General features: G+C 52.6%; 14 protein-coding genes and 1 riboswitch. Of the genes, 3 read left to right on the top strand and 11 right to left on the bottom strand.

From position 1 onward, the window contains the following. Window positions 1–18: 18 nt before the first annotated feature. Together rluA and rapA are read right to left on the bottom strand one after the other, a co-directional pair. Window positions 19–762, bottom strand: a complete 744-nt coding sequence (rluA, locus tag FCN78_RS11395; RefSeq protein WP_077659295.1) for a bifunctional tRNA pseudouridine(32) synthase/23S rRNA pseudouridine(746) synthase RluA — start codon at window positions 760–762, stop codon at window positions 19–21. Window positions 763–800: 38 nt separating this feature from the next. Continuing rightward, window positions 801–3710 (bottom strand): RNA polymerase-associated protein RapA, encoded by a 2910-nt coding sequence (gene rapA / locus FCN78_RS11390; protein WP_077659294.1) that lies wholly within the window; start codon window positions 3708–3710, stop codon window positions 801–803. Window positions 3711–4026: 316 nt separating this feature from the next. Here rapA and FCN78_RS11385 point away from each other — a divergent pair, with 316 nt between their 5' ends. Continuing rightward, window positions 4027–5400, top strand: coding sequence for a PhoH family protein (locus FCN78_RS11385; RefSeq protein ID WP_077599742.1), 1374 nt, complete (start codon window positions 4027–4029; stop codon window positions 5398–5400). Window positions 5401–5445: 45 nt separating this feature from the next. On the opposite strand, the gene FCN78_RS11380 is transcribed toward FCN78_RS11385, so the two are convergent. From FCN78_RS11380 to leuA, 9 genes are all read right to left on the bottom strand, one after another. Continuing rightward, complete coding sequence (locus FCN78_RS11380; RefSeq protein ID WP_069361691.1) at window positions 5446–6450, bottom strand: GGDEF domain-containing protein; 1005 nt, start codon at window positions 6448–6450, stop codon at window positions 5446–5448. 48 nt (window positions 6451–6498) lie between these two features. Then, a complete protein-coding gene (gene thiQ / locus FCN78_RS11375; RefSeq protein WP_077458145.1) occupies window positions 6499–7221 on the bottom strand; it encodes a thiamine ABC transporter ATP-binding protein in 723 nt (240 codons plus the stop codon). Continuing rightward, window positions 7215–8804, bottom strand: coding sequence for a thiamine/thiamine pyrophosphate ABC transporter permease (gene thiP, locus FCN78_RS11370; RefSeq protein ID WP_077659293.1), 1590 nt, complete (start codon window positions 8802–8804; stop codon window positions 7215–7217). The genes thiQ and thiP overlap by 7 nt, the downstream gene beginning before the upstream one ends. Before the next feature lie 5 nt (window positions 8805–8809). Further along, on the bottom strand, window positions 8810–9805 hold the full coding sequence (gene thiB / locus FCN78_RS11365; RefSeq protein WP_077659292.1) for a thiamine ABC transporter substrate binding subunit: 996 nt from the start codon (window positions 9803–9805) through the stop codon (window positions 8810–8812). 43 nt (window positions 9806–9848) lie between these two features. Further along, a riboswitch (TPP riboswitch) is annotated at window positions 9849–9950 on the bottom strand. Window positions 9951–9988: 38 nt separating this feature from the next. Continuing rightward, window positions 9989–10780 (bottom strand): DUF547 domain-containing protein, encoded by a 792-nt coding sequence (locus FCN78_RS11360; RefSeq protein ID WP_077659291.1) that lies wholly within the window; start codon window positions 10778–10780, stop codon window positions 9989–9991. A 147-nt stretch (window positions 10781–10927) separates the two neighbouring features. Continuing rightward, a complete protein-coding gene (gene leuD / locus FCN78_RS11355) occupies window positions 10928–11530 on the bottom strand; it encodes a 3-isopropylmalate dehydratase small subunit (RefSeq protein ID WP_077659290.1) in 603 nt (200 codons plus the stop codon). Window positions 11531–11539: 9 nt separating this feature from the next. Continuing rightward, the gene (leuC, locus tag FCN78_RS11350) at window positions 11540–12961 is read right to left on the bottom strand and encodes a 3-isopropylmalate dehydratase large subunit (protein WP_077659289.1); all 1422 of its coding nucleotides are present in this window, start codon (window positions 12959–12961) and stop codon (window positions 11540–11542) included. A gap of 21 nt (window positions 12962–12982) precedes the next feature. After that, window positions 12983–14077, bottom strand: a complete 1095-nt coding sequence (leuB, locus tag FCN78_RS11345; protein ID WP_069361698.1) for a 3-isopropylmalate dehydrogenase — start codon at window positions 14075–14077, stop codon at window positions 12983–12985. Between the two features lie 2 nt (window positions 14078–14079). Beyond that, window positions 14080–15642 carry a 2-isopropylmalate synthase gene (leuA, locus tag FCN78_RS11340; RefSeq protein ID WP_069361699.1) on the bottom strand — a complete coding sequence of 521 codons (1563 nt, stop codon included), beginning with the start codon at window positions 15640–15642 and terminating at the stop codon, window positions 14080–14082. 523 nt (window positions 15643–16165) lie between these two features. Between leuA and FCN78_RS11335 the strand changes: the two genes are divergently transcribed. Beyond that, window positions 16166–16702 (top strand): phosphatase PAP2 family protein, encoded by a 537-nt coding sequence (locus FCN78_RS11335; protein WP_077659288.1) that lies wholly within the window; start codon window positions 16166–16168, stop codon window positions 16700–16702. Continuing rightward, window positions 16702–17829, top strand: coding sequence for an MJ1255/VC2487 family glycosyltransferase (locus FCN78_RS11330; RefSeq protein ID WP_077659287.1), 1128 nt, complete (start codon window positions 16702–16704; stop codon window positions 17827–17829). Before FCN78_RS11335 ends, FCN78_RS11330 begins: the two co-directional genes overlap by 1 nt. Window positions 17830–17935: the final 106 nt, after the last annotated feature.

Genomic DNA, 17935 nt, shown 5'->3' with positions numbered 1-17935 from the left:
TTTGTGCAATGGTTTCAGCTAGCTGGTTTGTGCGTCCGCCTTTGTGGCTGTAAGCGGTGCGGCCAATTGATAGTCACTCGCCAAGCGGTTATTGGGCATCTGGGGATAAAAATCACAGGGAGCTTGGAAATGCATGGTTTCTCCGGTCGCTGGATGCAAAAGGCTAAGCTCGGCAGCATGAAGATGCAGTCGATGGGTATAGGCGAGCGCGTCTGGGCAAGCATAAAACTCATCGCCGACAATGCTATGCCCCAAAGACTGCATGTGGACACGAAGCTGGTGAGAGCGCCCAGTCAGTGGGTACAAAGCCATCAAGCTGGTCAGGGAGAAGGAGTGTAAGCAGCGATAGTGCGTTTGCGAGGGCTTACCATGCTCAAAACACACTTTTTGGCGCGGGCGGTTGGGCCAGTCACAAATCAACGGCAGGTCGATAATGCCTTCATGGCTTTCTGGTTGTCCCCATACTTCCGCATAATACAACTTGGTTGGGATGCGGTCGCGAAACTGCGCTTTAAGATTGCGCTCTGCTTCCTTATGGGCAGCAAAGGCCATCACGCCTGAGGTGGACATGTCTAAGCGGTGAACCAGCTCGGCGGAGGGAAATTCGGCTTTCACCCGCGACCATGCGCTGTCGTAATGCTCTGGATTGCGACCAGGATTGGCCAGCAAGCCACTGGGTTTATTGATCACCACCAGATCCGTGTCTTGATAGAGGATATCTAACCAAGGATCCGTCGGTGGATGGTATTCAGTTATTGCCATAGGGTTATCGGGGCCATCAGGCCCCGTCTCACTTTGGTTTATTGGTGGCTAACTACAACAAGGCGCAGCGCATCAAGCTCAATTTGAGCGTGCTGAATATGGTGCGACAAGGTGCTTATCTGCTCGCGTAATGCGTCTAGCTCATCATCACGAATATTCGGATTGACCGTTTTGAGTGCTTCTAAACGCGCTAAGGCTTGTTGGAGCTCGGTTTCCATTTCTTGGTGCGCCCGGGTTTGGACCTCGCCGAGGGCTTTCTCTGCCAGTGGTTCGCTTTTCTCAATCAGGTTGTGGATCTGGCTTTGTACCGAGTTAACCATTTTACTACCGAGGTGGCGATTTACCGGACTGAGCTGGCGATGGAAGCTTTCAAATTCGACATTGGTGGACAGATCATTGCCGTTGGCATCAAGCAGCAATCGCACGGGCGTTTGCGGTAAAAAGCGGTGGATACCGCTCGATTTCGGCGCCTGGGCGTCAATGGTGTAGATAAGCTCGACAAACAGCGTGCCTACCGGCAGTGACTTGTTTTTGAGCAGTGATACCGCGGTAGTGCCGATGTTTTCGCTCAGCAGCAAATCAATGCCCCCTCGAACAATCGGGTGCTCCCAAGATACAAACTGAACATCTTCGCGACTCAATGCGGTATCGCGGTCAAAGGTAATGGTGCAGCCATCGGCAGGCAGTCCTGGATAGCTGGGTACCATCATGTGTTCAGACGGTTTGACCACCAAGGCATTCTCGCCTTTGTCATCTTGGTTAACTCCGATGGTATCAAACAGCCCCAAGGTGAAAGTGACCAAGTTAGTGTCGCCATCCTGCTCGGCAATGGTGTTTGCCAGTTGGTTAGCGGCTTCCCCACCGTGAGAGTGCATTTCGAGGAGCTTATCTCGGCCTTCTTCCATTTCTGCTTTTAAGCGCTGATTCATTACTGCACTGTCACTGATCAGCGCCGACAGCGCGTCATCCTGTTGATTGGCCGCGAGCAGCGTTAACAAGGTCTCGCCATATTGCTCAAACACCGCGCGGCCGGTGGGGCAGGTATCTTCAAACGCGTCTAAGCCTTCGTGATACCAGCGCGCTAAAATGGTCTGAGCGGTGCCTTCAAGATACGGGACATGAATGGCAATATCTTGCGTCTGGCCAATACGGTCAAGACGGCCGATACGCTGCTCAAGTAAATCGGGGTTCATCGGTAAGTCGAACATCACTAGCTGATGGGCGAATTGGAAGTTGCGCCCTTCCGAGCCAATTTCTGAGCAGATCAAGACCTGCGCGCCCCCCTCTTCTTGGGCAAAGTAAGCCGCGGCTTTGTCACGCTCAACAATCGACATCCCTTCATGGAATACAGTTCCGCGAATACCTTCGCGCTCACGCAGCGCTTGCTCTAGGGTCAGTGCGGTTTGCGCCCGCGAGCAAATAATCAGCACCTTCTCGCTGCGGTGGGCTTTTAAGTAATCCAACAGCCAATCAATACGTGGATCAAAGCCCCACCAGCTCGCGCTATCCCCTTCAAACTGTTGATAGATATCTTCTGGGTATAGGTTTTGCACTGCCTTTTGTTCACTCGAACCTGTGCTGCCCATCATGCCGGCGACCCGCATGGCGGTTTGGTATTGACTGGGTAGCGCCAGTGGCTGCATATGCAGGCGGCGGCTGGGGAAGCCGCTAATGGCCGCTCGGGTGTTACGGAACAAGACGCGTCCAGTGCCATGGCGGTCCATCAAATCATCAATCAGCTGTTGGCGCGCCCGGGCGTTTTCTTCTGCGTCATCACTGTGCACTTGGGCCAAACGTGCTGACAGATCTTCGTGTTGCAATAGCTGACGTATCCCAGCTTGTGCCGCGTCGGTCAGTGGCGTATCGTCCAGCAGCGCTTCCACCGCCTCAGCCACGGGCGCGTATTGTTGGGCTTCTTCAACAAAGGCGTCGTAATCATAGAAGCGATCGGGGTCGAGCAGGCGCAAGCGGGCAAAATGGCTTTGCTGGCCCAATTGCTCTGGTGTCGCGGTGAGCAGCAATACGCCAGGGGTGTGCTCAGCGATGCTTTCAATAATTTGATATTCGCGGCTCGGCGCATCGGGTGCCCACGTGAGGTGATGGGCTTCGTCGACCACCAATAAATCCCAATGGGTATCACACACTTGTTCCACCCGGCGGCGGTTTTTGCGCAGAAACTCCAGTGAGCACAACACCAATTGTTGGGTATCAAAGGGGTTGGGGGCGTCGGCGAAAGCCTCCACACAGCGCTCTTCATCGAAAATCGAGAAATGCAGATTAAAGCGGCGCATCATCTCCACCAGCCACTGATGCTGTAAGGTTTCGGGCACCACAATCAGTACACGTTCCGCGCGACCCGCTAGCACTTGCTGGTGGATGATCATCCCTGCCTCAATGGTTTTCCCCAACCCCACTTCATCGGCGAGCAGTACGCGCGGTGCATGACGACGACCGACTTCATGGGCAATGTAAAGCTGATGGGGGATCAGGCCAGCACGCATGCCGGTTAAACCGCGTAATGGGCTACGCAGTTGCTGGTGCTGATTGGTCAGCGCGCGATAACGCAGGGCAAAACGGTCCATACGATCGAGCTGGCCAGCAAACAGTTTGTCTTGTGGCTTGTTGAAGCGAATTTGGTGGCTGAGTAAGATCTCACGCAGTGCGACCTCATCTTCCCCTGTGTCGGTACGCTGGCCGTAATAGGTCAACACCCCGTCGTTTTCTTCAATGCGCGAGACGGTCATGGTCCAGCCCTCGTGACTTTCTACCTCATCGCCGGGGTTGAACATCACCCGAGTCACGGGCGCATCATGGCTGGCGTACAGCCGTGTTTCATCACTAGCAGGAAACATTAGGGTCACGGTACGGCCATCAACGGACACCACGGTGCCGAGTCCAAGATCATGCTCCGTATCACTGATCCAACGTTGTCCAAGCGCAAATGACATAAGGGAAAACCTCTGAATTAACTCGATTGTCGAAAGACGCGGCGCCGTTGACGACGGCACCGTTTAAATACTCTGCTATTCAGTGTGGCACTGAAAAAATTGGCCGCCAATAGTACTCGAACTTGTGAGGAGGGTCACGATGAAACTCAATCAATAGTGGCAAAGAGGTAGATTGACATACAAACGTCATCAAGTGACGGCAAAGATAAAAGCGTGAGCTGGCGCAGTAAAACAAGTTGGGCGCATCCCAACGGCCAGGTCTACGCTTATTTTAAGCGCTGTCACCGACAGTGAACTGCCGACACAGGAGGTGCCTATGGGCGACGCCGACCGGAAGCTGTTTGTACTTGATACTAATATTCTCCTCCACGAGCCTTTCTCGATTTACTCTTTCCAAGAACACGATGTCGTGATCCCCATGACCGTCCTCGAAGAACTTGACCGGATTAAAGATAGCAAACGCGATGTTTCACGGGATGCGCGTGTGGCGATCCGTGCGCTGGAAGATATTTTTAAAGAGGCCACTCCTGACGAAATTGGCGAGGGCATTGCCGTTGGCAAAGGCGATGCGACAGGGACGGTGTCGATCCTCGCTGATTTTGAGATCAAAGAAACCGTCCATGCCTTTGCCGATAAAGCGGGTGATAACCGCATACTCAATGCGGTGTTGTATCTGCAAACTAAGCGCTCACCCCGCAAAGTGGTATTGGTGACCAAAGACATCAATATGCGCCTGCGCGCCAAAGGGGCGGGGGTGATGTATGTGGAGGACTACCGCACCGATCAGCTGATTGATGATGTGCGATTGCTAACCAAAGGTTTCCATCAATTTGCAGGCAGCTTTTGGGATAAAGTGGGAGAATGTAATAGTCAAGCCTATGGCACAGAGACCCTACATACGTTGCCGTCAGAGCTTCTCGATACGCCGTTTGTTAACCAATACCTGTTAGATGACAGTGACGATTTTGCCGCGCGTGTGCAAGCCATTGATGGCGATAAAGCGGTGATTAAAGATCTGAGCCGAGAGCGATTGATGCATCGCGTTGCGTGGGATGTGAAACCGAAAAATATCTATCAAGGGATGGCGATGGATGCGTTGCTCGATCCGAGTATCGACTTGGCGATCCTCACCGGTCCGGCAGGTTGTGGTAAAACCATTCTGGCGATGGCCGCCGCGCTGGAGCAGGTGGTAGAAAAAGGGATGTACGATAAAATCATCGTGACCCGCAATACTCCAGATATTGGCGAGTCAATTGGCTTTTTGCCGGGCTCCGAAGAAGAGAAAATGTTGCCTTGGCTAGGGGCCGTGACCGATACGCTAGAAGCCTTGCACATGCACGATGAGTGCACCGATGGCTCGATGCGTTACATCATGGAGAAAGCGAATCTGCAGTTTAAATCGATTAACTTTATGCGTGGCCGCTCGATTCAAAACGCGTTCGTGATTTTGGATGAGTGCCAAAACCTCACCGCCTCTCAGCTTAAAACCATTATTACTCGGTGTGGGGAGGGGACCAAGTTGGTGTGCTCGGGGAACTTGGCGCAAATCGATTCTTCGTATCTGACCCCAGTGACATCTGGGCTGACCTATATTGTTGAGCGGTTTAAAAACTTTGAAGGCAGTGCGTGTGTGTACCTCAATGGCGTGGTGCGCAGTCGCTTGGCTGAGTTTGCCGAAGAGAATCTATAGCTGATATCAGGTGGCGGTTATCAGGCCGCCACTTTCATCCATTGCCTAAAACAATTCAACATCGTCCTCGGCGACAAAGGTTTTGACCACCCCAGACTGCAGTAAATCATCATAAAAAGCGACTTGGTTACGGCCATTTTGTTTGGCGTGATAAAGCGCCTGATCGGCATAGCCTAAGATGACGCTGGTGCTCAGCTGTCCATGTTCAATCCGTGTCGCGCCCATGGAAATGGTCACGGTTTGGGCGGCACCAAAGTCTCGCGCGTTGACATTGGCAATAAAGGCATTGGCCTTTTGTTCGGCCATGGCCCGCGAGCAGGGCTGAAATAGCACTACAAATTCATCGCCGCCATACCGGAACAAGGTGTCTTGTGAAGAGAAGCTCTGGCGCATTAGTGAAGCCAGTAACAAGATGACCTCGTCACCAAACACATGACCAAAATTGTCATTGACTTGCTTAAAGTGGTCGACATCGAAAATGCATACCCAAGGTGAGAGAGCGCTGTCAGCGTCACTGTCTGGCGTCGCCTCGCTTTGCGCTAAGCGATCACATATCAGATCCAGCTTTTTAGATAAGACTTTACGATTAAATAAGCTGGTAAAGCTGTCACGTTCGCTCGCCATAATAATCTGCTGGTAGTTCTCATAAATGCGCGTGAGTCCGGCCACCAAAGCACGTTGATCCTGGCTAAGGCTTTTGGCGCGGCCGCACAAAATACCGCTGACCCCATCTTCTTTCTCATAATAGATGGGAACGGCAATCAATACATGATCATGAGTGTGGTGTTGAATAACCGCTTGGGACGCAAGGCACTCTGCCAAAAGTGCGTCAATTTGATGGATATTCTCTTGCTGAAACGCACTGTTGTCGTTGGTGCCGAGTACGGTAAAGGCAGGCTGCATATCATCGCAGTAATCAAGCAGTACGACTTCGCCTACCGGAGTAAGCTCGGTAATCGAGGTCAGCAAGCTCTTAGTAATCGCGTCGACTTCCGTTTTAGCGGTAAAGTCGACGATCGAGTCGAGAATCTGGATACTGCTGGCGGCCACAGGACGCCTCCTTGGAATCTACCGTGTTTTCCTTAGTATAGAAGCCTGTCAGGGGGATGCCACCCAAAACGAATCGTCAGCGGTGCCCATGTAACCTTGCATCATTTCTGGCGGATGATTGAGCGCCTCAATCGGACGATGAAGACGAACTTGTCCCTCATCGAGATAAAGAAACTGAGAGGCAATGGCTTGGGCATCTTCGGGATGGTGAGTGACCATCACCACCGTCGTGCCTTGTGCTTGGGCGGTACGCTTGACCAATGCCAGCATATCCTTTTTTAGCGCAGGGTCGAGCGCTGAAAAGGGCTCATCGAGCAGCAATAAAGGCTGGTTACGTGCGATGCTTCTACCCAAGGCGATGCGTTGGCGTTGGCCACCTGATAGTTGACCGGGCAGACGTGGCAGATAGTCATTTAAACCCACGGCGTGGGCCGCCTGGTGAATGCTGTCACGCTGGGAAGCGGTGAGTTTCAGTGATGGCGACAAGCCAATGGCCATATTGTCGAATACCGACAAGTGAGTAAAGACGTTGTGCTCTTGAAACAAGATAGACAATGGCCGCTGGTGGGCGGGCGTCGTGGTGACGGGCTTACCATCAATGGTGATCTCGCCACTATCTGGCGCGATCAGCCCGGCAATCAAGGATAACAAGGTGCTCTTTCCCGCCCCGCTTGGGCCGAGCACAGCCACAATCTCCCCCGGCGCTATCTTGGCATCAAAGATCATCCAATCTTGCTGGTAACGGTAATGGACATTGGAAAGCGTTAACATGCGTGTCTCCATTGGATAAGGCGCGTAAGCAGGGCATAACATCCCAAGCTGGTGAGCAGTAACAGCATCGCTGCAGCAGCACCGGCTTCCATTTGGTAACTGCCCATTAAGCGAAATAAATACAGGGGCAGGGTTTGAAAGTTTTGGCTGCCAAATAGGGCTATCGCACTAAGATCGCCTATCGATAACACAAAACTGACCGCGACACCGCGTGCAATCGGTGCACGTAAACAGTCCCACTCAATCAGACGTAAACGCGTGATGCCTCTTACGCCTAAGGTGGCGCACAGATTATGGTAAGACTGGGCAACCTGAAACGCGGGAGCACTTAATACTTTTATGAGATAAGGCAGCGCCATCAGGGCGTTCACCGCCATCACTAGCCACAGCGCTAAACTGAATACGTCGCTAAACTGGCGAAACAGCAAAAAAAGCCCGGTGCTGAGCACGATGCTCGGGACCACCAGGATAATGGCTCCTAGCGTTTCTATCCCATCCGCCTGTTTTTTGCGTCCATGTAAGCGCCAGTGGCGGCTAGCGAGGATCACTGCGGCTGCAAGCACAAAGGCAAAGCTGGTTGCCCCTGAGGCAATGGCGAGGGAGTGCAGTGTTGCCTGCCACAGTGCGCTATCGCCGAGTACCGCTAATGCGCTGGGGTTGAGCCCACGTGCAATCACCACGCCCAGCGGCGGTAACACCAGTAGCAAAACGAGGCCAATCCATAAACTGTCCCAGCATTTGGCGGCACGGCTATCCAAAGAGGTGGGAAGAGGCAGTACTTCACTGGGCGTACTCGGCAGCGGGCGCGTCAAGGTTTGCACGGTAAATGCGATGGCGCCACACAAGAGCATTTGCCAAAGCGCAAGGACAGCACCCGTTTGTAAATCGAAATCAAAATGAATGGCTTGGTAAATGGCTAGCTCTATCGTGGTGGCTTTAGGTCCGCCACCCAGTGCCATCACGGTGGCGAAGCTGGTAAAGCACAACATAAACACCAGCCCGACGATATGAGGCAAGCTTTGGCGTAAATACGGCCATTCTAAATGCTTAAAGCGCTGCCAGCCTTTCAGCCCTAGCTGGGTAGCAAGACGACGTTGATCAGCGGGGATCCCCTCTAACGCTTGCACCATGAGTTGGGCGGAAAATGGCAGATTAAAAAACACATGCGCGAGCAAAATGCCACTTAAACCATAAATAGAAAACGGCATCGTCGCATCAAAGTGCGCGAAGGCTTGCGCAATCCAGCCGCTGCGGCCATAGATGGCAACCAGTCCAAATACCCCCACCAATACCGGTAGCACCAAGGTCATGGCGAATAGCCTAAGCAGCCATGCCTTGGCTGGAAACTGCCGGCGATACAGAGCGTGGGCGACGGGTATCGCAAGCCCAACGCTGAGCACCACAGATAAGGTCGCCTGCTTAAAGCTAAAGTAGGTGACATGGCGCAGGTAGGTATCTTGCCACAACGCGGTGAGCACTAGGTCGTGGCTGTGAGAGAACAGCGCCCAGAGTGCGCTGCCAATCAAAACCACGACTAAGCTGGCCGCCATACTGCCCGGCCAGGTTCGAGAAGGGTTGAGCATCTTGGCTATTCAACCAGCGCGGTTTGCCAGTCACGCACCCATTGCTGGCGATTGCCCATCACTTCATCAGGCTGATACAGCAGGCTTTTCTCCGGCTTGTCTAAGGTGTAGAAGGCATCAGGTAGGTTGACATCGGTTACCGGATACATCCACTGCGTGGTTGGGAGCACAGACTGAGCTGCATCACTGAGCATAAATTGTAAAAACGCGTCTGCACGTTCCGGTTGATCCGTGTAGGCTGATTTTGCCACCACTTCGATTTGCATGTAGTGGCCTTCTTCAAACATGGCGGCGGCAAAGCGGTCGTCCTCATCAGCAACCCGGTGATAGGCCGGTGAAGTGGTGTAAGAAAGCACCATGTCGGCTTCTTTGTTAAGGAACATGTTGTACGCCTCGGTCCAGCCTTTGGTCACGGTAATGGTGTTGTCAGCCAGTTCGCGCCATGCTTGTTGGTTATCATCGCCATACACTTTTTGGATCCAGAGCATTAAGCCTTGGCCGACGGTTGAGACGCGCGGATCTTGGTAAATCACACTGATATCGTCGCGCTCTTCAATCAAGGCTTTGAGGCTTTTGGGCGGATCGAGCAAGCGGGTAGTGTCATACACAAAGGCAAAATAGCCGTAATCGTAAGGGATAAAGTAGTTGTTGTCCCACCCGCCAGGCACTTGCAGGCGCTCAGTATTGACTGCATGCTCAGCGACAATGCCGCTGCGCTCGGCTTCTTTCATTAAATTGGTATCCATCCCGAGTACGATATCGGCTTGGGTGGTCTCCCCTTCAATGCGTAGGCGATTGAGCAAAGCGGCGCCATCATCGAGAGACACGAATTCCAGTTGGCAATCGCACTGTTTTTCAAATTCGGCTTTGATTTTGGGCCCTGCGCCCCATTCGGCGATAAAGGAGTCATAGGTATACACGGTGAGTGGGTCCGCGGCGCGGGCACTGAGTGATAACAGCGACAGAGAAATCAGAGTGAGAACAGAGGTAAAAACTTTCACAGCACGCTCCTAAGTTGGGCGTGGGTGTTGAGGCAAGTTGATGGCAACATCAAGTCTCAATCCCTACGCCAGTGTTAGCTGGATCAGGTTCGATGGGTCTAGCGCAGAGCGCAATCTCAGCCATGAGGCTCCCCAATGAGTACCAAGCCATTGTACTGATTGGCTTAGAGTTAACCAAGCCTTTTAGTCAGCGAGTTGGTTAAGGTCCCAGTTGTAGTCGTATTCCAATGTTGCCTCTTGTGGCAATGGAATATCGCGATACTGGTTTATGTGAGCGATCACGCCTTGCTTATCGCCACCAAAATCAGCCTCAAACCACTCATAGATAGAAGAAAGCTGCCATTGATCGCCTTGCTGACTTACCCCTTTGTCGCTATTAATAAAACGATAGGCCGCTTGTTCGAGCTGTGCCTCAAGCGCGTTTGCTTGGAAGGCCTTAGGTTGCAGGTTTGGACAACCCAAACTGGCACAGTTAACCGCATAGTGGGTACGCGGATCTTGCCATAGTGGGCGCAGAATGCGGTGCTCAATATCATTCAAGGTAAGGGGTTCACCTGCCACCGTGACCACCTCATCATCCCATGAGCCAAAGCTAAATAGCCCACCGAGTTTGGTGATGGAACTGACCGGGTACTCGGCGATAATCAGTTTTACGGTGACCGCATTGTAAAGGTTGACCCAATACGCGTATTGCTCGTTTTTGGTCAGGGTACGCGGGTCGCGCGCGGTGAGCATGCGGATATAATGATCGAGGGCTTTCTTGTCAGCGTCGGTGACCGCCGCATAGTTAAATAAGGTGTGTTGCCCCTGAGGTTGCAAATACTTATCCAGTAATACTTGCCAGCTGTGATGAGTGAATGTCGCCTGGCTGTCAGGGTTATGGGCATCCCACATCGCCCAATACTCTGCTTTGGGGGCCGCTTGGCTAAACAGCGGAAAAACCAAACAGAATAGAAGTATCAAACGTTTTTGCATTGCCCGTCCTTATTTTCAGCAAGCCTTCTTTTCAGACTAGACCAAGCAAATGCGTTGTTGGTTTCATGGTGAATGGAAAAAAGTGAGGCTTGACCAATAAGCGCGGCGAGGATCGCGCTTATTGGTGGAGTGGGCTAAAGCGGGGATTTATGACAAAAAGTCCGGGATGCGCTGCTCAAAGCGCGAGATCTCAGCGTCGTGCTGTAGGGTGAGGCCAATGCTATCTAAGCCTTCCAACAGGCAATGACGACGAAAATCATCCATTTGGAAGCTAAAGCAGTGCTCACCGGCTCGGATGGTTTGGGCGGGCAAATCCAGGGTTACCGTTGCGCCTTCATTTTCGGCTACATACGCAAATAAAGCATCGATTTGGCCTTCTTCAAGGGGCACCGGCACCATTTGGTTGTTGATACAGTTGCCATAGAAAATATCGGCAAAACTGGGGGCGATAATCACTTTAAAACCGTAATCATCCAGCGCCCAGGGGGCATGCTCGCGGGATGAGCCACAACCAAAGTTTTCGCGGGTGAGCAAGACGCTTGCGCCTTGATAACGCGCTTGGTTAAGCACAAACTCGGGGTTCGGTTGCTTGCCCGCATCGTCTAAAAAGCGCCAATCGTGAAACAGGTGCTGACCAAAGCCAGTACGGGTGACTTTTTGCAAAAACTGTTTGGGAATGATCGCATCGGTATCGACGTTCGCCGCATCCAATGGAGCAACAATGCCGGTGTGAGTGTGTATGCCTGACATAAGGCCTCCTTATAATTGGTTAACGTCGACAAAATGACCCGCGATAGCAGCGGCGGCGGCCATCGCCGGGCTGACCAAGTGGGTGCGGCCTTCACGGCCTTGGCGGCCTTCAAAGTTACGGTTGCTGGTGGACGCGCAGCGCTCTTTGGGGCCCAAGCGATCGTTGTTCATCGCCAAACACATTGAGCAGCCGGGTAAGCGCCACTCAAAGCCAGCGTCGCGGAAAATCACATCCAGCCCTTCTTGCTCTGCTTGGGCGCGCACTTGCTCGGACCCAGGCACCACCATGGCATGGACGCTATCTGCCACGCGTCGTCCTTTGGCGACCGCGGCGGCCGCGCGCATGTCTTCAATCCGTGAGTTGGTGCAAGAGCCGATAAAGACCTTATCAATGCTGATTTGGTTGATGGCTTGTCCCGGTGTCAGTCCCATGTATTTTAGCGCGCGCTCTGCTGAGTGGCGTTCAATCGGATCGGTCATTGTCTCAGGGGCAGGCACGGTATCATGCACACTGACCACTTGGCCGGGGTTAGTGCCCCAAGTGACTTGATGATGGATTTGACTGCCATCGAGGGTGACCACGCGATCAAACTGTGCATCGGCGTCCGAGTGCAAAGTTTGCCAGTAAGCGACCGCTTGCTGCCATTGCTCGCCTTTAGGAGCAAATTTCTTGTCTTTTAAATAGGCAAAGGTGGTGTCGTCCGGCGCGATAAGGCCAGCTTTGGCGCCTAATTCGATGGCCATGTTGCAGACCGTCATACGTCCTTCCATCGACAAGGCGGTGATCGCGTCCCCACAAAACTCCACCACATGTCCGGTGCCGCCTGCGTGGCCGACTTTACCAATAATCGCTAGGACAATATCTTTGGCGGTGATCCCGGGGGCAGTTTTGCCCGTGACTTCAATTTTCATCGTGCGGGCGCGGGATTGCTTAAGCGTTTGGGTGGCGAGTACGTGTTCGACTTCTGAGGTGCCAATGCCAAAGGCGAGGGAGCCGAAGGCACCATGCGTCGCGGTGTGCGAATCACCACAGACGATGGTGGTGCCGGGCAGGGTAATGCCAAGCTCAGGGCCCATGACATGGACAATGCCTTGGTAAGGGTGATTTAGGTCGTACAGGGTGACGCCAAATTCGTCGCAGTTTTTGGCTAGCGTCTCCATTTGGATGCGCGCCATTTCTCCAGACGCGTTAATGTCTTTGGTTTCGGTGGAGACATTGTGATCCATGGTAGCGAAGGTTTTGCTCACTTGGCGCACCGGACGCCCTTTTTCCCGCAGGCCATCAAAGGCTTGTGGTGAGGTTACTTCGTGCACCAAATGACGATCGATATACAGCAGTGGCGCTTCACCCGGCTGCTCGGTGACCACATGGGCTTGATAGATTTTTTCATACAAGGTCTTGGCGCCTTGCTGAGTGTTTGCATTCGACATAGCTCGTATCCTTACGGGTAATTATTCTGCGCCTTGGCGGATATAGGCGGCGATACGATCGCCCATTTGTTCAGTACTCAATGCAGGATGGTTGCCTGCCAGATCGGCGGTCAGCTCACCGGCCGCCAGTGCTTGGCTGACTGCATGCTCAATCGCACAGGCTGCGTCTTCTTCGCCTAACGAGTAGCGCAACATCAACGCGGCGGAGAGAATTTGTGCGACCGGGTTGGCGATATTTTTCCCCGCGATATCGGGGGCAGAGCCGCCGGCGGGCTCATACAAACCAAATTTACTCGCGTTTAAGCTCGCGGATGGCAGCATGCCCATCGAGCCGGTGATCATTGCGCATTCATCCGAAATAATGTCGCCGAAAATATTCGAGCACAGCATCACATCAAATTGCGATGGGTCTTTAATCAGCTGCATGGTGGCGTTGTCGATATACATATGGCTTAAGTGGACATCTGGATAGTCCTTGGCCACCTCTTCCACGACTTCACGCCACAGCATCGAGCTTTGCAACACATTGGCTTTATCGATTGAGCACACTTGCTTGTTACGCAACTGAGCCGACTGGAAGGCGATACGGGCGATACGCTCAATTTCATAGCGATGATAAACCTCGGTATCAAACGCTTTTTCCTCGCGGCCTTCGCCTTCGCGCCCTTTGGGCTCACCAAAATAAATCCCGCCGGTCAGCTCTCGCACCACCACGATGTTAAAGCCTTGGTCGGCAATATCGGCGCGCAGTGGGCAAAAGCCTTCGAGACCGGTATGAATTTGCGCCGGACGCAAATTACAAAAAAGACCAAAGTGCTTGCGTAACGGCAGCAAGGCACCGCGCTCCGGTTGCTCATTGGGCGGTAAATGCTCCCACTTTGGGCCGCCCACTGAACCAAATAAAATCGCATCGGCTTTTTCACATCCCGCCAAGGTCTGCTCGGGCAGCGGCGAGCCATGGGCGTCAATCGCGGCTCCCCCCACCGGATAATGCTGACGCTCCAAAGTGAGTGAGAATCGCTCGCTAACTGCATCAAGCACCTTCTCGGCTTGCGTCATGACTTCGGGGCCGATACCGTCGCCGGGTAAGAGTGCAATCTGGTGTGCGCTGGCCATGGTTATACTGTCTCCTGTTTCAAGTGGGATTGTTCCTTAATCTGAGCGATTTTGTCGGCGCGATAGATGGCATTGATCACATGCAATAACGCTTCGCCTGAGGCCTCGATGATGTCGGTTGACACCCCGGTGCCGTGATATTTACGACCCTTGTAGTTGGCAATGATGTCAGCTTGGCCGAGGCCATCTTCCCCTTCCCCTTTGGCGGTCAGATCAAATTTATCCAGCTCAATATCATAATCGGTAATGCGGTAAATACACTGATACAGCGCATCGACGGGGCCGTTGCCAGTGGCTGCTTCGTGCTTCTCTTCATCGCCACATTGCAACTTGATGCTGGTGGTTGCCATTAAGCTGCCCGATTGCACGCCCAAATAGTTCAGCTTATAAAAGTCGTCCTCTTCTTTAAGATTATTGAAGAACATCAAGGCTTCTAAATCGTAATCGAATACCTGACCTTTGCGATCCGCCAGCTGTAAGAATGACTGATACAAGGTGTCTAAATCGTAGTCTTGTTCGCTGTAGCCAAGGTTATCCATATGGCTTTTCACCGCGGCACGGCCGGAGCGACTGGTCAGGTTAAGCGCTTTTTTGCCCAAACCAATCGACTCTGGCGTCATAATTTCGTAGGTGTTTTTGTTTTTCAGCATGCCATCTTGGTGGATACCGGAGGAGTGGCTAAAGGCATTGGCGCCGACGACGGCTTTATTGGGCTGAATAGGCATGTTGCAAAGCTGGCTAACCAACTTGCTGGTGCGGGTAATTTCGGTGTGGTTCAACCCTGTTTCTACACCTAACAAGTCGGCGCGGGTTTTTAAAATCATCGCAATTTCTTCCAGCGCGCAGTTCCCCGCACGTTCACCGATACCATTGATAGTGCCTTCCACTTGGCGGGCGCCAGCTTGCACCGCGGCAATAGAGTTGGCGACCGACATCCCCAAATCATCATGGCAATGGACAGAAATCACCGCTTTGTCGATATTAGGCACGCGGTTAAACAAGGTCGCAATGATATCGCCGAATTCACTGGGAACCGTGTAGCCGACGGTATCGGGAATATTGACCGTGGTCGCGCCGGCATCAATCGCCGCTTCGACCATACGGCATAAATTATCAATCGGGGTGCGCCCGGCATCTTCGCAGGAAAACTCTACATCGTCGGTGTATTGGCGCGCATGTTTGACGGCGCGTACCCCCATCTCGACCACGTCATCATAGCTGCGGCGAAGCTTGTCTTTTACATGGATGGTTGAGGTGGATAAAAAGGTGTGGATACGAAAGGCGTCAGCGGCTTTGAGGGACTCGGCGGCCACATCGATGTCTTTGGGGACCGCGCGAGACAAGGCACAAACGCGCGCATGTTGCATATGCTCGGCGATAGTGCGCACGGATTCAAAATCGCCCGGTGAGGAGACAGGAAAACCGGCTTCAATAATGTCTATCTTCATGCGGTCCAAGGCTTGGGCGATCTGCAATTTCTCTTTGACGGTTAAACTGGCGGACAGCGCCTGCTCGCCGTCGCGTAAGGTGGTATCAAACAGAATAACTTGGCTGTTCTCGCTCATGGGTGACTCCCTGTTGTGTTTGCTGGCCGCTTTGAAGGGCTCTTTAATTGGCGCTTGATATTATTTTGGCGACGTTAGATACAAAAAAACCCGCGTCTGGCGCGGGTTTTTGAGATTTGGCATTCACTGTTTTCTGCCCAAAACCTACCCGCGCGACTGGGTCACGATAAGAAGGAGGATGAGGCGTAGGTGAAACAATGTCATGCTGATGTCCGTCAGTAAATATTCTGTTACCAGAAATAACAGAGCGATGGGGAAAGCGTCAATCTGAAAAAAACAAAACCCGTTTTCTGCGCAATGCAAAGGTAAAAAACTGGTTAATTAAACTGGATTTAAAACTAAAAGTTAGATTTTTGTGCTGTGCTCTGGCGCGGCTTTATCCAGTCTTCATTATTTTTACTTGTCCCAACGTCCCTGAGATCAAGCGGCGACGTAAATTCATCGAGATGACCCAATAACGTCACCGACCTGTCATACCGGCTGACTAGAGTTTAACCATCAGCTCGCCGCATTGGGAGGCAGGATGAGAAGCTTTACCGCGATTCAACGCTTCGATCACACGGTGTCGACCTTTTGTCTATCGCATCGCTTTAGCGCTGGTACAGCAAAAATAGCCCGTGCCGTTTCCCGTTCCGGCGACGGCCCCCTCTATTTGGTGATTGGCTTCACGGCTTGGTGGCTTCATGAGGCGGTCGGGTTCTGGTTTTTGCTCACCGGACTGACGGCTTTTGCCATCGAGCTGCCGATTTACTGGGTACTTAAACGCAGCTTTCGGCGCGCACGTCCTTCGCAGTTGCCCGCCTTTATCACGCCTTCCGATCTTTACAGTATGCCATCAGGCCATACGGCCGCCGCTTTTCTCATGGCCTCATTGCTGAGCACCTTCTTCCCTTCGTTAACCCTTTTGGTGTTCATTTGGGCCAGCCTAATTGGTATTTCGCGCGTGTTGCTGGGCGTGCACTTTGTGAGCGATATCGTGGTGGGCGCTGGATTAGGGCTGATGTGCGCGACGTTGGCACACAGTATCACTTTCGATCTTTACGGAATAACAGGTATTTAATGAAGCTTTTATACGGTGTTCAGGGAACCGGTAATGGGCATATATCGCGTGCCCGTGCGATGGCGCGTGCCTTGGCTGGATACGATGTCGACGTCGATTTTGTTTTTTCCGGGCGGCCTGCCGAGCGCTATTTTGATATGGCGCCATTTGGCGATTATCGCACATTTACTGGGATGAGCTTTGTCAGCCGTGATGGCAAAATTGATATGCTCGCCACCGCGCGACACAATCACTTGGCGCAGCTACGACGCGATATTCGCCAGTTTGATGTATCAGGCTACGATAAGGTTATCTCTGATTTTGAACCCATCAGTGCGTGGGCGGCGCGCCGGCAAGGGGTACCATCGGTGGCGATCAGCCACCAAGCGGCGTTTTCTCACGCGGTGCCCAAACATGGAGAAACGCTGATCAATCGCATGATCATGCGTTATTTTGCTCCAACAGACTATGCCATTGGCTTGCACTGGTATCACTTTAACCAACCGATCTTACCTCCGATTATTGATACCACTCCGGTAGATAAAGCGGTGACACCGCCGGCTGCGGAGAGGGCGGTGCTGGTGTATCTTCCCTTTGAGTCTTTATCTGCGGTGAGTGAATTGTTGTTGCGCTTTAGCCAACCTTTTATCTGCTTTCACCCCGAGGTTAATGCGCCCTATCAGCGTGAAAACCTAACGCTCATGCCCTTAGGCAAAGAAAGCTTTCACACAGCGCTACACCAGTGCCAGGGCGTGATTGCCAATGGGGGATTTGAACTCCCTTCCGAGGCGTTAAGCCTAGGGAAAAAGCTCCTTTTAAAGCCATTGTCTGGTCAGTTTGAACAGTTGAGTAATGTCGCCACACTTTCTCAGCTTGGGCTAGCACATAGTATGGATAGTTTGGATGCGAGTGCGGTACGCGAATGGTTGCAGGCACCGAAGGTGGGCGCGATTGGCTACCCGGATGTTGCTCAAGCATTGGCGGAATGGCTGGTGAAAGGCGAGCTAAGTCAGACACGCAGCCTGTTTCACCATCTATGGGCTCAGGTGGATTACCCAGAAACGGTTGAGGAGTCGATTTTGGACTTTAATCGCTCCTCAATACGTATGGATCCACACCCACTTAGGTTGCAACGCTTGATTCGGTAGCGCGCTGTGCGGTACGTGCGTCGATCAGCCGCTTCCACAAGGCTGAATCACGTTTTTACACTTTCGCTAGAGCATTCACTCAATTTTTCTTGAGTTTGGTCGTGCG

The organism is Salinivibrio kushneri, assembly GCF_005280275.1.
Classification (GTDB): domain Bacteria; phylum Pseudomonadota; class Gammaproteobacteria; order Enterobacterales; family Vibrionaceae; genus Salinivibrio; species Salinivibrio kushneri.
The sequence above is the reverse complement of the archived record's forward strand: the minus strand, read 5'-3'. Positions and strand labels throughout refer to the sequence as shown.

What these genes read in the sequence shown, in the direction of transcription:
- leuA (WP_069361699.1), bottom strand. Translation starts at nt 15,642, where the DNA reads ATGAGCGAGAACAGCCAAGTTATTCTGTTTGATACCACCTTACGCGAC.
- FCN78_RS11385 (WP_077599742.1), top strand. Translation starts at nt 4,027, where the DNA reads ATGGGCGACGCCGACCGGAAGCTGTTTGTACTTGATACTAATATTCTC.
- rluA (WP_077659295.1), bottom strand. Translation starts at nt 762, where the DNA reads ATGGCAATAACTGAATACCATCCACCGACGGATCCTTGGTTAGATATC.
- leuB (WP_069361698.1), bottom strand. Translation starts at nt 14,077, where the DNA reads ATGGCCAGCGCACACCAGATTGCACTCTTACCCGGCGACGGTATCGGC.
- leuC (WP_077659289.1), bottom strand. Translation starts at nt 12,961, where the DNA reads ATGTCGAATGCAAACACTCAGCAAGGCGCCAAGACCTTGTATGAAAAA.
- FCN78_RS11330 (WP_077659287.1), top strand. Translation starts at nt 16,702, where the DNA reads ATGAAGCTTTTATACGGTGTTCAGGGAACCGGTAATGGGCATATATCG.
- rapA (WP_077659294.1), bottom strand. Translation starts at nt 3,710, where the DNA reads ATGTCATTTGCGCTTGGACAACGTTGGATCAGTGATACGGAGCATGAT.
- thiQ (WP_077458145.1), bottom strand. Translation starts at nt 7,221, where the DNA reads ATGTTAACGCTTTCCAATGTCCATTACCGTTACCAGCAAGATTGGATG.
- thiP (WP_077659293.1), bottom strand. Translation starts at nt 8,804, where the DNA reads ATGCTCAACCCTTCTCGAACCTGGCCGGGCAGTATGGCGGCCAGCTTA.
- FCN78_RS11335 (WP_077659288.1), top strand. Translation starts at nt 16,166, where the DNA reads ATGAGAAGCTTTACCGCGATTCAACGCTTCGATCACACGGTGTCGACC.
- FCN78_RS11360 (WP_077659291.1), bottom strand. Translation starts at nt 10,780, where the DNA reads ATGCAAAAACGTTTGATACTTCTATTCTGTTTGGTTTTTCCGCTGTTT.
- leuD (WP_077659290.1), bottom strand. Translation starts at nt 11,530, where the DNA reads ATGTCAGGCATACACACTCACACCGGCATTGTTGCTCCATTGGATGCG.